General features: G+C 43.2%; 19 protein-coding genes and 1 other annotated feature. All 19 genes read left to right on the forward strand.

What is annotated here, in order from left to right; translation table 11 throughout:
- Positions 1-54 precede the first annotated feature (54 nt).
- The 19 genes from pilM (at position 55) to J7E35_RS06225 (ending at position 15,300) form a co-directional block, all read left to right on the forward strand.
- Positions 55-1,047 (forward strand): type IV pilus biogenesis protein PilM, encoded by a 993-nt coding sequence (pilM, locus tag J7E35_RS06135; protein WP_214777983.1) that lies wholly within the window; start codon positions 55-57, stop codon positions 1,045-1,047.
- Positions 1,048-1,049: 2 nt separating this feature from the next.
- A complete protein-coding gene (locus tag J7E35_RS06140; RefSeq protein WP_214777985.1) occupies positions 1,050-1,658 on the forward strand; it encodes a hypothetical protein in 609 nt (202 codons plus the stop codon).
- Positions 1,655-2,485, forward strand: a complete 831-nt coding sequence (locus tag J7E35_RS06145) for a hypothetical protein (protein ID WP_214777987.1) — start codon at positions 1,655-1,657, stop codon at positions 2,483-2,485. Before J7E35_RS06140 ends, J7E35_RS06145 begins: the two co-directional genes overlap by 4 nt.
- A 116-nt stretch (positions 2,486-2,601) precedes the next feature.
- The gene (locus J7E35_RS06150; RefSeq protein WP_214777989.1) at positions 2,602-3,726 is read left to right on the forward strand and encodes an SPOR domain-containing protein; all 1,125 of its coding nucleotides are present in this window, start codon (positions 2,602-2,604) and stop codon (positions 3,724-3,726) included.
- 172 nt (positions 3,727-3,898) lie between these two features.
- Positions 3,899-4,471 (forward strand): Maf family protein, encoded by a 573-nt coding sequence (locus J7E35_RS06155; RefSeq protein WP_214777991.1) that lies wholly within the window; start codon positions 3,899-3,901, stop codon positions 4,469-4,471.
- Between the two features lie 83 nt (positions 4,472-4,554).
- A complete protein-coding gene (gene radC, locus J7E35_RS06160; protein WP_192471542.1) occupies positions 4,555-5,226 on the forward strand; it encodes a RadC family protein in 672 nt (223 codons plus the stop codon).
- A 159-nt stretch (positions 5,227-5,385) separates the two neighbouring features.
- Positions 5,386-6,408 (forward strand): rod shape-determining protein, encoded by a 1,023-nt coding sequence (locus J7E35_RS06165; RefSeq protein ID WP_214777993.1) that lies wholly within the window; start codon positions 5,386-5,388, stop codon positions 6,406-6,408.
- 74 nt (positions 6,409-6,482) lie between these two features.
- On the forward strand, positions 6,483-7,373 hold the full coding sequence (mreC, locus tag J7E35_RS06170; RefSeq protein WP_214777995.1) for a rod shape-determining protein MreC: 891 nt from the start codon (positions 6,483-6,485) through the stop codon (positions 7,371-7,373).
- Positions 7,370-7,888 carry a rod shape-determining protein MreD gene (gene mreD / locus J7E35_RS06175; protein ID WP_214777997.1) on the forward strand — a complete coding sequence of 173 codons (519 nt, stop codon included), beginning with the start codon at positions 7,370-7,372 and terminating at the stop codon, positions 7,886-7,888. Before mreC ends, mreD begins: the two co-directional genes overlap by 4 nt.
- Positions 7,889-8,242: 354 nt before the next feature.
- Positions 8,243-8,923: a septum site-determining protein MinC gene (gene minC / locus J7E35_RS06180; RefSeq protein ID WP_214778000.1), complete on the forward strand. Its 681-nt coding sequence runs from the start codon at positions 8,243-8,245 to the stop codon at positions 8,921-8,923.
- Position 8,924: 1 nt separating this feature from the next.
- Complete coding sequence (minD, locus tag J7E35_RS06185; protein WP_192471519.1) at positions 8,925-9,728, forward strand: septum site-determining protein MinD; 804 nt, start codon at positions 8,925-8,927, stop codon at positions 9,726-9,728.
- Between the two features lie 137 nt (positions 9,729-9,865).
- Positions 9,866-10,033, forward strand: coding sequence for a hypothetical protein (locus J7E35_RS06190; RefSeq protein WP_214778002.1), 168 nt, complete (start codon positions 9,866-9,868; stop codon positions 10,031-10,033).
- Between the two features lie 155 nt (positions 10,034-10,188).
- Positions 10,189-10,968, forward strand: a complete 780-nt coding sequence (locus tag J7E35_RS06195) for a M23 family metallopeptidase (protein WP_214778005.1) — start codon at positions 10,189-10,191, stop codon at positions 10,966-10,968.
- Entirely contained in the window at positions 10,961-11,827 is an 867-nt protein-coding gene (locus tag J7E35_RS06200; RefSeq protein WP_214778007.1) for a M50 family metallopeptidase, read from the forward strand. The genes J7E35_RS06195 and J7E35_RS06200 overlap by 8 nt, the downstream gene beginning before the upstream one ends.
- A 65-nt stretch (positions 11,828-11,892) precedes the next feature.
- Positions 11,893-13,347 carry an Rne/Rng family ribonuclease gene (locus J7E35_RS06205; RefSeq protein ID WP_214778009.1) on the forward strand — a complete coding sequence of 485 codons (1,455 nt, stop codon included), beginning with the start codon at positions 11,893-11,895 and terminating at the stop codon, positions 13,345-13,347.
- A 75-nt stretch (positions 13,348-13,422) separates the two neighbouring features.
- Positions 13,423-13,503: a sequence feature (ribosomal protein L21 leader region), on the forward strand.
- A gap of 15 nt (positions 13,504-13,518) precedes the next feature.
- Complete coding sequence (rplU, locus tag J7E35_RS06210) at positions 13,519-13,827, forward strand: 50S ribosomal protein L21 (protein WP_214778011.1); 309 nt, start codon at positions 13,519-13,521, stop codon at positions 13,825-13,827.
- Positions 13,828-13,842: 15 nt separating this feature from the next.
- Positions 13,843-14,175, forward strand: coding sequence for a ribosomal-processing cysteine protease Prp (locus J7E35_RS06215; RefSeq protein ID WP_192471523.1), 333 nt, complete (start codon positions 13,843-13,845; stop codon positions 14,173-14,175).
- 12 nt (positions 14,176-14,187) lie between these two features.
- Positions 14,188-14,478: a 50S ribosomal protein L27 gene (rpmA, locus tag J7E35_RS06220; RefSeq protein WP_041964011.1), complete on the forward strand. Its 291-nt coding sequence runs from the start codon at positions 14,188-14,190 to the stop codon at positions 14,476-14,478.
- Between the two features lie 282 nt (positions 14,479-14,760).
- On the forward strand, positions 14,761-15,300 hold the full coding sequence (locus J7E35_RS06225; protein ID WP_214778012.1) for a Spo0B C-terminal domain-containing protein: 540 nt from the start codon (positions 14,761-14,763) through the stop codon (positions 15,298-15,300).
- The last annotated feature ends 16 nt before the right edge of the window (positions 15,301-15,316 follow it).

Here is a 15,316-nt window from a genome sequence, read left to right on the forward strand (position 1 = left end):
AAGTCCAAGATCTTCACCATTAAAAGTACAGTCATACATTAAGGAGTTTCAATCATGGCATTTTCCTTATTTTCCAGCAGAAACAAGATTGTCAATATCGTGCTCAATGACCATTCAATTCGTTTTGTGGAGCTAAAACAGAAGAACCCGGTCATAGTGAATCATTATGGACAGAGGTACTTACCGCCAGGAATTATTTCAGATGGGAAAATCCTTGATTTTGCCACCTTATCCAATATAGTGGATGAATGCATAGCTGAATGGAAAATAGCCAAAAGGGAGATTCGCTTCATCGTACCAGATTCCCTTGTCATTATCAGGAAGGTAAGTATTCCTGGGGATGTCAAAGATGATGAAATTGATGGCTACTTATATTTGGAACTCGGTTCAACCATCCATTTGCCTTTTGAAGATCCCGTATTTGATACAATTAAACTAGGTACAGATAATAATAAACAAGAGATTCTCTTATTCGCTGCCCCGGAAAAATACATACTTGAGTTTGAGGACTTATTTAAAAATGTCAAACTTAAGCCGGTGGCAGCTGATATTTCACCGCTGGCTATCTACCGACTCTATCATCAACAAGACATGGCGGTGAGAAATGAGGTATTGCTTACTGTTCAATTCGACCTAGACGTTGTCAGTTTGTGTATATTTGAAGAGCAAATCCCAGTTTTTATGCGTCATATCCCAGGTGATTTAAAGGATAGCTGGAAGCTATCACTTCGGAGAGAGGGTCATTCGAATCCAGAACTCGTTTATGATGGTGAAGTATCCGATATTATATTCCAGCTTGAGGAAATCTATCGGGATATTGCGAAACTAATGGATTTTTATCGGTTTTCCCTGACACAGGGAAAAAAAGAGGTAACAAAACTTTTAGTAAATGGTGACCATCCGATGCTGGACCGGGCTATTGCCGATATGACCGATCGGTTTGGAATGTCTGTATCAACAATCAATCTGAAAGCAACTGGCTCGAAATCAGAAGAATTGCCAGTTGCGTTTAATCTTGCTCTTGGGCTTGGCTTGAAAGAGGTGTAATAATGCTGGTTGAGATTAATCTTTTACCAAAAAAAGAGCATAGAAAGTCATCACAGCTTATTATTGCCGCGGTTCCCCTTTTGTTCATAGCGATAACTATTTCTATTATTTATCTTCAGGGAAGCAGCTATGAATATGAAATGAAACAAGTCGATCAGAAAATCTCTAGTCTGCAAAAATTGAATAATCTCCAGCAGGAAAAATTGGCTGAAGAAAATGCCGGAAATTCATTAGTCAAACTTCAGGAAGCGGTCCAATGGGCAGAGAAATACCCGGTGCAAACAGTACCTATTGTGCGGAACATCATTTCCTTGCTGCCTGAACGCGGATTTATCCAGAACTTTGAATATAGCAACATGGATTCTATTCTTGTCACGATTCAATATGATGCTTCAAGGGACGCTGCCTTTTACCTGAGCTCCTTGAAACAATCGGAATGGGTCAGACAAGCTGAATTGCTGAATGTGGTAGCACTTGAGCTTTCAGATGGTGCTGAAGAAAACAATTCTTCTGATGGTACAACACTTCCGCGCTATAGTGCGGATTATAAAATTGTATATCGGCCGGAATTTTTCAAACCGGAAGCGGGCGAAGGAGGAGATGGCTCATGAACCTTCGGCTGGAAAAAAAACATTATATGATCCTTTTTGCAGCAGCAGTCGTCTCTATTTTTGTTTATCTAATTGCTTTTTATTTATATTTGAATCCCTTGAATACTAGCTTGGCGTTAAAGGAAAGCCAGTTGAAAATGGAGCAAGAGCTGAATGCAACATTGGAAGCAAGACTTGCTACAGTAAATGAAACAGACTTTAGCAGTACAGCTGAGTTGCAAAAAAGGCTCCCGGTTGACCCAATGGTAGAGCAGTTAGTTCTTGACATAGAGAAAGCAGAAGTGATTTCCAACAGCTTTGTCTCTTCGATCGAATTCAATGCTGAGCAACAGGCGGGAGTTCCATTGGAGCAGGAAACAACATCTGAAGAAAAGGTTGAGCAACTAAATAATGACTCTGAGGATCAGGTTGAAAGCACTATAGCAGAGGTGCCAGTATCGAATTCGCAAACAATGGTTCCCGATGGCCTGTTAAAAACATCTGTCGAAATCAATGTTAAAGCAGAGAATTACTTTAGCCTCGAGAAATTCATAGAAACGTTAGAATCCTTAATGCGCATTGTGGTCGTAGAATCTATTTCTTTTAGTGGGCCGCAAGAAAGTTTCGTAGTATCAGATGAAGAAGTGCCGATTGAAATGTCGTTATCGATCAACTCGTTTTATTTTCCGGAACTTGCAGACTTGATGGACTACAACCCAAAAATCCAGGCACCCGAACCTGCCAACAAACGCAACCCATTCCCGACTTTCGGCGATTATTCAGAGGATAATCTTATCGAACAAGAGCAGTCCGACGAGGATGAAACCGAGGAAACAGGCGAAAACTAATCTAGTAAAAAAATTGACGAAAGCATTCTATAACAAGACGACAAAAGTCTTGTTATTTTTTTTTGCCATTATGATAGGATGAAGCAAACACGAACGGGCAGGGGGAGGTACAAGCATTGGACAAGCAAGGAAAGTCTATTACAATCAAGATTAATGGCAAGGACCGTCCGATTCAGGCAGACAAAAGGATGCAGGATAATGGAGTCAGAAGGAAACATAAACAAGAAGGACCCAATGAGAGTAATCCATATGATCAAAAAAAGAGCAGCAACTACCAAATCAATGACCTTCGCGGAGACCGAAACAAGGTCTATCCGCTGGAAAAAGAAGCAGCGCTGAATGAAAGTGCAGCTGCCCAGGAACAAACTGAGGAAAGCTTTGATTGGATTTTGCCTGATCCCGTAGACGAGGAAATCATAAAGGAATACAAAATCGCTCCGAAACAGGAAAAAAAGCAAAAAAAGAAGGGCATCGGCATTTCGGTTTGGAATACTAAATCAAAACGCAGCAATCGCCTTTATACGACAATCATCATGAATGTCGTTTTTGCCGTGTTGCTTGGGACAGCGTTTGGAGTGACATTCCTTAAATTCCTCCCATCAGAACCAGATACGGCTGCACCAGCAGCGACGCAGCCAAAAGCAGGGCAAACAGCAGAGAAACCGGCAGGAGGGAAGGAGTCGATTGAGTTAGAATCGATCCAGACCTTTATCGTCCAGAATGGTATTTTCACAACAGAGACTGCTGCGAAGGAAAGGGTGGACCTCCTTGCCGGCCAGGGAGTAACAGCTGAGTTATTTCCAGTGAATGGCCAATTCGCCGTCTATTTATCAACAGCGGGAAGCATTGAGGCCGCCAAACAACAGGCGGAGTCACTCAAGGCTAAGGGGGTTGATGAGGTGTACGCTAAACCATTTGAAATTGCAGGGAGCACGGCAGCAGGATTAACAGCAGCTGAATCCGAATTACTCCAGCAGGCACCGAAAATCTATACGATCCTGATGAACGGATCGGCAGCTGCAGCGGAAGAAGTTCAGAAAGTGGAAAAATACCAGGCGATGCTAAGCAAAATTGAAGATAACAGTGTTAAAGATCAAACCGTCCTGAAGGCGAAGGTAAGCCTAGAGAGGGCGGGAGCTGCGTTTATAAGCTACCAGAAAACGAAGGATACCAATCAGCTTGCGGAAATGGAAAAAAGCCTTCTCGCATTCCTTTCTGCATACCAGACTATAGGAAAGTAATATACCAGAATATTTTCCGGGAAATCGTACAAATTAACAGAGCCTTCGGCAAAATGCGCCAGGCTCTGATTTTTTTTGCCAAACCGACGACTAAAGATTGTTACGAAAGGTGAACTTTGATAGTATTAGTTTGTATCTCCCTTTGATGCAAAAAGAAAAGAAAGGTGATTTTATGCAACGCCTCATTTTAGCCTCTTCTTCTCCACGGCGAAAAGAACTTCTTGAAAACCTCCGCTTGAATTTTGAAATCTCGAGCAGTGATGCAGACGAAAGTTTCAGTGAGACACTCAGCCCTGCTGACGTAGTTATGGAGCTTGCTTCCAGAAAGTCGGGAACTGTGGCTAAGGATTATCCTGATTGCTTCGTGATTGGTTCGGATACTGTCGTAGTGCATGATGGAACGATCCTTGGGAAGCCAGAAAGCGGACAAGAAGCCTTGAAGATGCTCAAGAAGCTGTCTGGGGACACCCATTCAGTCTACACAGGAGTATCAATAATCTCCCCTGAGAAGGAAACGCGTTTCTATGAAAAAACAGATGTGACGTTCTGGGAATTGTCAGATGAAGAAATCGACACCTATATAAAGAGCGGTGAACCATTCGATAAGGCGGGCGGCTATGGAATCCAGGGATTCGGCAGTATGCTTGTCAAAGAAATCAGTGGGGATTATTACACAGTTGTTGGACTGCCTGTATCCAGGATGATCAGGGAGTTAAGAAAAATCGGATACAACCTTCCTTATTAAAAGAAAACCACAGAAACTTCTTCTACACTTCCCTCGTCATAATCAATGACTGGGAGGAAAATCTATTGTCTACACATTCATTAATGATCAGAGATTATCCGCAAAATGAGCGGCCGCGGGAGCGATTTGTCCAAAATGGCCCCCAGAGCCTTTCCAATCATGAATTGCTTGCCCTGCTGTTAGGCACGGGATCGCGGGAGGAATCAGTCCTTCAGCTTGCGAACAGAATGCTTTCCCAGTTTGAGGGCCTCCGGCTTCTTAAAGATGCAACACTGGAAGAGCTGACACAAATTAAAGGAATCGGGACAGCAAAAGCGATCCATGTCCTTGCGGCTGTGGAAATCGGCAGGCGCATCGCCAACCATACCCTTGATGAACGCTATGTGATCCGCTCACCGGAAGACGGTGCGAAATATTTAATGAACGATATGCGCTTCCTGACCCAGGAGCATTTTGTCTGCCTGTACTTGAATACGAAAAATCAGGTGATCCACAAGCAGACGATTTTCATCGGCAGCCTTAACGCTTCGATTGTCCATCCGCGAGAGGTCTTCAAAGAAGCGGTCCGCAGATCAGCAGCATCCGTCATTTGCGTCCACAATCATCCCTCGGGTGACCCGACTCCGAGCAGGGAGGATATCGAAGTCACCAAGCGGCTTGCCGAGTCCGGGAAAATTGTCGGAATTGAATTGTTAGATCATTTGATCATTGGGGAAAATAAATATGTTAGTTTGAAGGAAAAAGGGTATGTATGATACTAGGATTTTGATTGACGTTGCGATATAATATAATTTATGATTTTTGCGGACAAGTTAAAAATTTGTCAGGAAATCTGCCTATGAACATTCAACTAATTTTGTTATAGATTGCCTGTTCTTTTATTGCATTTTTTGTTAAGAAAGGGAGATACAAATATGTTTGGGATTGGTACAAGAGACCTCGGAATCGACCTTGGTACTGCTAATACACTTGTTTATGTTAAAGGAAAAGGAATCGTTTTAAGAGAACCGTCCGTAGTGGCACTTCAGACGGATACAAAAAATATCGTCGCTGTAGGAAATGATGCAAAGAACATGATCGGACGTACACCAGGAAATGTCGTCGCGTTAAGGCCGATGAAGGATGGTGTCATTGCTGATTATGAGACAACAGCGACAATGATGAAGTACTACATCAAACAGGCAACGAAGAATAAGGGCTGGTTTGCCGGCAAGCCGTATGTCATGATATGCGTTCCATCTGGCATTACAGCGGTTGAAGAACGAGCGGTTATTGATGCGACTCGCCAGGCTGGCGCCAGGGATGCTTTTACGATTGAGGAACCGTTTGCAGCCGCGATTGGAGCCAATCTTCCTGTATGGGAACCAACTGGAAGCATGGTTGTCGACATCGGCGGCGGTACGACAGAAGTCGCGATTATCTCTCTTGGAGGAATCGTTACATCTCAATCTGTCCGCATTGCGGGTGATGAGATGGATGACGCTATCATCAATTATATCCGTAAAACTTACAACCTGATGATTGGTGAGAGAACAGCGGAAGCAATTAAAATGGAAATCGGTTCAGCAGGAGACTCGGATGGCATTGAAAATATGGAAATCCGCGGTCGTGACTTGCTGACAGGCCTGCCGAAAACAATTGAAATCACGGCAGAAGAAATTGCCAAAGCATTGCGTGACACAGTATACGCCATTGTTGATGCTGTGAAGCTTACCCTGGAAAAAACACCGCCAGAACTTGCTTCTGACATCATGGACCGAGGAATTGTCCTTACAGGCGGAGGTGCTTTGCTCCGTAATTTGGACAAGGTCATCAGTGAAGAAACAAAGATGCCGGTCTTGATTGCCGAAGATCCGCTGGACTGTGTGGCAATCGGTACCGGAAAGGCACTGGACCATATCGATTTATTCAAGACTAAAGCAAAAGAATCAAGGTAATAGGGAAGGGAAGCGGGGATTATCCACTTCCCTCCCTTTCTGTCATCCATTTTTATAGATTAGAGGTGTAAATCATGCCACAGTTCTTTTTTAATAAACGCCTGATAATGCTGCTTGTGAGCATTATTGTCCTCGTGGCATTGATTGGATTTTCTTTAAGGGAAAGAGAAGAATTGACGTGGCCCGAGCAGTTTATCAAAGACTCGACCAGCTGGGTGCAATCCGTTGTTTCCAGGCCGGCCAATTATATCGCTGGTTTAATTGAGAACCTTCAAGACTTGCAAAATACATATCAGGAAAACAAAGAGTTGAAGAAACGCGTAGATGATATGGCCCGCCTTGAAGCGAAAGTATACTCCCTTGAAAAAGAAAACGAGGAGCTTCAGGAAATTTTAGATAAGAAAGAATCACTAGCAGACTATGAGCCAATCCAGGCTATCAGGATTGCCAGAAGTCCTGAACGATGGAATGAACTGATCATCATCAATAAAGGCGCTTCCAACGGAATTGAAAAAAATATGGCCGTTATCACATCAAAAGGCTTAATTGGCAAAGTCAAAAGCACAACACCATTTTCGGCAACCGTGCAGCTAATCAGCTCAATTGACCCGACTAACAGGATTTCTGCAATCCTGCAGGCTGACAAGCCGCTTTATGGCACGATCGAAGGATATGACAAGAAAAATGAGCTTCTTTTATTAAAAGGACTTCCATATAATGCGGAAATTGAAAAAGGACAAAATGTCGTCACCACTGGTATGGGCGGCATCTTTCCGAAAGATCTTCCAATTGGCAAGGTTGTCAAAGTTGTCCCTGATCAATTTGGCTTAAATCAAACAGCATATATTAAGCCCGAAGCAAATCTCTATGACCTGGAACATGTCATGGTTGTTAAAAAATCAATGATATCAGTAGACATAGAAGAAAGCTTGGAAGATAGTGAAGGCGAGGAGGAAGGCAATTGATCCGTTTCTTGCTCCCTGCTCTTTTCGCTTTTTTATTCATTCTGGAAAGTTTGTTTGTTGAATTGCTGCCTGCCGAGTTATTCAACAGTGACCGGATTCTTGTACCGCATTTCCTCATGGCAGGGATTTTATTTTTGACGGCGTACCTGAGCCCAAAACATGGAATCCTTTATGGGCTAATTTTTGGACTCCTTTTTGATATCGTCTACACGGAAATCATCGGGATCTATCTATTCATGTTCCCGTTCATTGCTTATTTGGCCGCAAACATGATGAGGATCCTGCAGACCAATATTTTAATTGTATCCATACTATCCCTGCTTGGCATTGTGCTTCTGGAGGTAGGAGTCTACGAGTTGATGCTGCTGATAAAAATTACTGACCTGGACTTTTCGACCTATGTTAAAATAAGACTAGTCCCAACATTGATTCTAAACCTTGCCTTTATCATATTGGCTGCCTATCCATTTAAAAAACAGTTCGAGAATGCTGCAGACTGGCTTAGAAACGAATAATAGTGGTTGTCTGTACTTTTTTAAGGAAAAGTATTTTTACTCATATAAGCAGGCTGGATTTTAGAAAGCAGTGAGCACGGTTTTTCAAATAAAGGAGTTTGGCGGATACTTGTCGAATTTCTTTCAGTAATATTAGAAATTACTTTTTATAGCAGACAATTGTCTTGCGCTTTTTGTTCTGAGGTAGAAAGTTTAACTTTTACACTTAGATTAGTGTCTAGCTCCAGCGCCTAGCCCCTCGAGACGTTTCGGTCCGGCCAATGAAGTCAAAGAACGACTTCACTGGTTGGCCCTCCAATGCTGATCGGGGCTGACCAAGGCGCTTGCGCTTTTCGTATGAGGTGAACATCCAGTATGAAGAAAACACAAAATGTGACAATAAAAGGAACAAAAGATGGACTTACGCTCCATTTGGATGATACTTGCTCCTACGATGAACTGAAGAAGGAGCTCGACAGGAAGCTTTCCAATTCTTCACGTGTCCAGGAAGAGCAGCAGCTGCTTTCAGTTAAGGTGAAAGTAGGAAATAGATATCTTTCAAAAGCTCAGGAAGAAGAGCTGAAAGACCTGATCCGGCAGAAGAGGAACTTAATCGTCGAGGATCTGGAGACGAATGTGATCACAAGGGAGGAGGCCGACAAGCTTCGTCAGGAAACAGAAATCGTGTCTGTTGCCAAAGTGATCCGTTCAGGACAGGTTCTTGAGATAACTGGTGACTTGCTGCTCATTGGAGATGTCAATCCCGGAGGAACAGTGAAAGCGACAGGAAATATATTTATCATGGGTGCTTTAAGAGGGGTTGCACATGCAGGTTCGGAAGGCAATAACGAAGCAGTCATTGCTGCTTCTGTCATGAAGCCATCACAACTTAGGATCAGTGATTGTATCAACCGGGCTCCGGACCATGTTCCCGATGAAGAAAACCGTGTGATGGAATGTGCTTACATATCGGACAGTCAACAGATTGTAGTTGATAGATTGCAAGTTTTAATGAAAAAAAGACCTAATTTAACTAGATTTGAAGGAGGCCTTTAAATTGGGAGAAGCGATAGTAGTTACATCCGGAAAAGGCGGAGTTGGCAAAACAACAACTTCTGCTAATATAGGTACAGCTTTGGCCCTTCAAGGCAAAAGAGTCTGCCTTGTCGATACAGATATCGGCTTGCGCAACCTGGACGTTGTCATGGGGCTTGAAAACCGCATCATATATGATCTCGTCGATGTAATAGAAGGAAGATGCAAGATCCATCAGGCCCTTGTAAAAGATAAGCGCTTCGATGACCACCTATATTTGCTTCCAGCGGCACAGACAAGCGATAAAACGGCGGTCCAGCCAGAACAAATGAGAAAATTAGTGAATGAACTAAAGCAGGATTATGATTATATCATCATAGATTGCCCGGCAGGAATCGAGCAGGGCTATAAAAACGCTGTTGCTGGTGCTGACAAGGCTATTGTTGTTACTACCCCTGAGGTTTCAGCGGTCAGGGATGCAGACAGGATTATCGGCCTGCTTGAAAAAGAGGAAAATGTTGAATCACCAAAGCTTGTCATCAACCGGATCCGCACCCATATGATGAAAAATGGCGACATGCTGGATGTGGATGAAATCACGACACATCTCTCTATCGATTTAATCGGGATTGTGGCCGATGATGATGAGGTCATCAAAGCATCAAACCACGGAGAGCCAATCGCTTTGAATCCAAATAGCAAAGCATCCATTGCGTACAGGAACATTGCCAGGAGAATTCTTGGTGAGTCTGTTCCATTGCAGCAGTTGGATAATGATAATAAAGGCGTATTTTCGAAGATTAAAAAGTTCTTCGGTGTCCGCTGATCAAAAGGCATCTGAACTCGCTTGACCGAGGGCAGATGCTTTTTTTTATGTATGTATCACCTTAAGGTCCTCCGCATTATTAAGCCGTTGGCTGCCCACTTAGAAATAATTCTGGGTACGAAAAAACGGTAAAGACCATGAAGAGCGGAAAAAGAGATTGTGCTGGTCATAAGAAGGTTTCTAAAGACCATCCAGAGGCGGAAAAAGAGAGTGTCATGGTCGTAAGAAGGTTTCTAAAGAACATGGAGATCGGAAAAAGGGGTGTCATGGTCATAAGAAGAGTTCTAAAGACCATCCAGAGCTGAAAAATTGAGGACACAAGATAATCCTGCCCCAAAAACTGGAGATTACAACAAAAAACTCACCTAGGTCAGTCCCATTATACGAATTTGTCATACTCTTGTTGGACAGGTCATAGACTTGTACTAACTTAGAGTACAAGGGGAATGGTGGGGATTGGATGAACTCGAGAGCTGATGATATACGCAGAAGGATGATGAAGAGGAAAAGAGAGCGGGAAAGAATGGAGAAAATGAGCCATAACCGCTTATTTTCAACCGAGGAAGAACGGCATGGTTTTGACAGGATTCCATCTTATGACATAGGGCCGGGGGAAGGGGGGCATCCTCTATTCAAGAAGGAAGTTTTTTTATTCAAAGTGCTCGCTTCGGCATGCCTCGTTTTGATCATTGCGATTATTTTCCGGAGTCCATCAGAAAAAGCAGAAACCATCCAGCAATATGTGAAGCATACGATGGACCAGGAATTTCAGTTTGCTGCCGTTTCAAACTGGTATGAAGACCAATTTGGCAAGCCTCTAGCTTTGCTTCCGGCACAAAAAAGTGAAGATGAAGAAACCAATCAGGAACTGAACCCAGGCGCTCAATATGCACTCCCTGCTTCCGGGAAAATCCTTGAGGATTTTGGGGACAATGGCCAGAGAATTCAGATTGAGACCGGCAAGGGTGCCAGCGTGGAAGCGATGGATGAAGGGCTTGTCCACTTTGTAGGCATGAAGGAAGGTTTCGGTAAAACGGTCATTGTGCAGCATGCAGACAAGAGTGAAACATGGTACGGAAACCTCGATAAAATCGATGTCAGCCTCTACGAGTATATCTCTAAAGGAGCGAAGGTAGGTACGGCAATGGACAGTACGGATGGAATAAAGGGTTCATTTTATTTCGCCATTAAAAAAGGGGATGACTTCATAGATCCCGTCCAGGTGATCAAGTTTGAATAAAGCCATTGCGTTATTGCGAAAAATACACATCCATCCTTTGTTGTGGGTGATCATCGCCCTTGCGGTTGTGACCGCGCATTTTATAGAGTTGATGATGGTGCTGCTGATTATTTTTGTTCATGAAATGGGACATGGTGCTGCAGCTTCTTTTTTTTCGTGGAGAATCAAGAAGATCGCTCTGCTTCCATTTGGCGGGGTAGCTGAAATGGATGAGCACGGGAACAGGCCGTTAAAAGAGGAATTGATTGTTGTTCTGGCAGGACCCCTGCAGCATGTTTGGATGATGGCACTCTCCTATTTGCTGTTAATTGCAGGGATTCTTCCGGAAAAATGGCATCTGCTGTTCATCGAATATAATATGATGATTCTGCTGTTCAACCTTATCCCAATCTGGCCATTGGATGGCGGCAAGCTGGTGTTCATTTTATTATCAATGAATAAATCCTTTCAGGAAGCCCATTTGCGTACATTGTTTGTTTCAGCAGGATCACTCGTTATCTTTTCGGTGATTCTAAGCGTTATCGCACCTTTGACATTGAATGTCTGGGTCATCATCGGTTTCCTGGCCTTTTCTATTTATTATGAATGGAAGCAGCGGCGTTTTATCTTCATGCGTTTTTTGATGGAGCGGCATTATGGAAAGCAGTTGGACTTGAGAGAGCTAAAGCCGATCAACGCAACAGAGAATGAAATGGTCGGCCATGTATTGGAAAAGTTCCAGCGCGGCTGCAAGCATCCCATTATCGTCAAGCAGCAGGACGGCAAGGAAATGGTCATGGACGAGAATGAATTGCTCCATGCTTTTTTCAGTGAGAAGTTATTATCAGCGAAAATAGGAGATTTGCTTTACACCTTCTAAAATAGGATAATGAATGCAGCGCAGACACCTTTTGCGCTGCATTTTTTTGCGAGTAGGGAGAATCAATGAACCAATTAATTATCAATGCAAATTCGAGAGAAAAGCGCTTCGCTATGGTCAAGAATGGCGAAGTCGAAAAAATATATATTGAACAGCCGGGCCAGGAATCGCTGGTCGGGAATGTCTACCTTGGCATTGTCGAAAAAGTTATTCCAGGGATGAATGCGGCATTCGTCAATTTTGGCGAAGAAATAAGCGGCTTCCTGCAGAAAGATAAGCTCCCATCCTATGTACTTTCAGATGACGAAAATAAAGCGAATCGTTCAATCTCTTCCTATGTCCACCAAGGAGAAAAGCTGCTGGTACAGGTTGAAAAAGATGCGGCCGGGACAAAAGGGGCAAGGCTGACAGGAATCATCGAATTACAGGGTGATAACCTTGTCTATATGCCTCACGGAAAATACATAGCTGTATCTAAAAAGGCAGAATCACCAGAAACAAGGGATAAATGGAGAGAATTCGCCAGCCAGGTTAAAACGCCTGAAGAAGGCCTCATTTTCAGGACTGAAAGCCTGAGTCAGACAGAGCAAGTCATCTTGCGTGAGCTGGAACAGCAGCGGGATCAATACGCTCAAATGGTAAAGTCCATTTCAGCCATGAAGAAGCCGGGGATCGTTCACAGCCGTGACTACTTTTTTGAGCAGGCGATGGCGGCACTTCTATCTGTTGAAAATGTGGAAGTGATCACAGATTGTCTCGATATGAAAAAAAGAATTCAGCAGAATCATCCAGAAGGTATAGAGTCAGAGTTTTATAATGGCAAAGAAAATATTTTCTCCTTTTATAAAATCGAGCAAGAAATCGAGCGGCTGCTAAAAAAGATGGTCTGGCTGGATAAAGGAGCCTACATGGTCATTGACCAGGGTGAGGCACTTACAATGATCGATGTGAACACAGGAAAGTTTTCCGGCAAAACGGATCTTCGTGACACTGTCACGAAAACGAATCTGAATGCTGCAGTCGAAGCGGCAAGGCAAATCAGGCTCAGAGATCTTGCAGGCATCATTCTGATTGATTTTATTGATATGAAGAATGATAGTGAACGGAACAAGGTGCAGAAACTCATTCAAAAAGAGCTGCTCCAGGATGAGCGGCGGACAAGGATCATCGGCTTTACCGAGCTGGGAATCCTTCAGCTGACGAGAAAGAAAACGAAGCAGTCGCTGGCCGAGACGCTGACTGAAAAATGCTGGACATGCGGAGGTACGGGGCAGGTGCTGAGCTCGGAAACCGTTGCATACAGACTTGAGCGCTCGTTGTGGGAATACAAAAATTCTGAATATGAAGTAGTTCTCATAGCAGCGACGAATGAGGTCATCAAGCATTTTTCCGGTGAGGCCGATATCCATAAACTGAGGCTTGAAAAAGCACTGGGCCTTAAGATAAAATTCTCGTTGTCAGATGCGGCGAAACCTTTTTATGAAATCCTTAAGGTTGGTGCTTTGACAGAATCAGGTTGAGCCAAAGAACATGTATTATTATGTTGACACTTTCGCTAAACATATGATAATATTTTAATGTTATTGTTTGTAGCACCCGTGCTACAACCGCACACTTCAGGTATTTAAGCTTTGCAAATTCGCAAACGCCTGCGGTTGGCGAGTCTGAGTCTAATGAGGAGGTGCAATGGAATGTACGCAATTATCGAAACTGGCGGCAAGCAAGTAAAGGTAGAAGAAGGACAAGCAATCTACATTGAAAAGCTGAACGCTACTGAAGGCGAAACTGTAACTTTTGACAAGGTTCTTTTTGTAGGTGGCGATAACGTTAAAGTTGGTAGCCCAGTAGTTGAAGGCGCAACTGTAACTGCTAAAGTTGAAAAGAACGGCCGTCAAAAGAAAATCATCGTTTTCAAGTACAAAGCGAAAAAGAACAATCGTAAGAAGCAAGGTCATCGTCAGCCTTACACTAAAGTTGTTATTGAAAAGATCAACGCTTAATTAAGGCAGATTACCATGATTCGTGCAACGATTAATCGTACAAAATCCGGAAGCATCCAATCGTTTACGATTAGCGGCCACGCTGGATTCGCTGCCCATGGCAGTGACATTGTCTGTGCAGGTGTTTCGACCATCTCGATCGGGACTGTCAATTCCATCATTGGTTTGACAGGTATCACCCCTGACATTGAACAAGGCGCCGACGGTTTTCTCCGCTGTGAAATCCCCGACAATTTGCCGGCGGATACACAGGAGAAAATCCAACTGCTCCTCGAAAGCATGGTCATTACATTGCAATCGATGGAAAAAGAGTACGGAAAGCATATAAAATTAACCTTCAAACAGTAGGAGGTGGAACAAATGTTAAGATTAGATCTTCAATTCTTCGCTTCTAAGAAGGGTGTAGGTTCAACTAAGAACGGACGTGACTCAATCTCTAAGCGCCTTGGCGCTAAGCGTGCAGACGGTCAATTCGTATCTGGTGGTTCTATCCTTTACCGTCAGCGCGGAACTAAAATCTACCCAGGTGTAAACGTGGGTAAAGGTGGAGATGACACTCTATTCGCTAAGGTTGACGGCGTCGTTAAATTCGAACGTCTTGGCCGTGACCGCAAGCAAGTAAGTGTTTATCCAGCAGCTCAAGAAGCGTAAGCTAAAGAGAAGCCCTAACCACTGCGGTTAGGGTTTTCTTGTATTTTGAAAGCTTATTGATGGCATTATGGAGTTCTTATGTATTGAATGCTCCATAATTGTGATCTGCTGAATGAAGCAAAAAATTCATTAATGCCCGAATAGGGTGTTATGACAGTAATTAAGGTTAATATAAATCACGATTTTATAGGTCCAACCAACATATAAATACATAATTAGCTTACGCAGAATGGCTTTTTTGTTATACTTACACCAAGCAGTCTTATGAGTAGGAGTATGTGTATGAAGAAAGAGTGGGATACAATCGAGGTTTTGCGCCATGCACGCCATGATTGGATGAATAAGCTTCAATTAATTAAAGGGAATTTATCGCTGAATAAAGTGGACCGGGCTAAAGAGATTATTGAAGAAATTATCATGGAAGCCAGGCAGGATGCAAAGCTATCTAATTTACATCTTCCTCAGTTTGCCTCTAAATTGTTAACCTGCAATTGGGAGAATCATCATTTCCAATTGGAATATGAAGTAATGGACTCCCAGAACTTCCACAGATTAGATGACCAGCTGTTGACTGGCTGGACAGAGCAGCTTTTTGATACATTGAATTCTTCGATTGAACAATATCAGGAAAATCATCTCTCCGTCACAATTGAGCCGCAGGAGAAAGGAATCGGGTTCTTTTTTGATTTTAGCGGAATAATAAATGATAAAAATCGCTTGAAAAGTTTCCTCGACCAGCAGCCTGGTGATAACATGAAAGTTATCTCGGATGGCGTGGTCGATGGGGAATTGACGATAGAAGTTTTTATGGAATCACTCTAGGGAAACATAAAAGCGA

The organism is Bacillus sp. ISL-45 (assembly GCF_018613195.1).
GTDB lineage: Bacteria > Bacillota > Bacilli > Bacillales > Cytobacillaceae > Mesobacillus.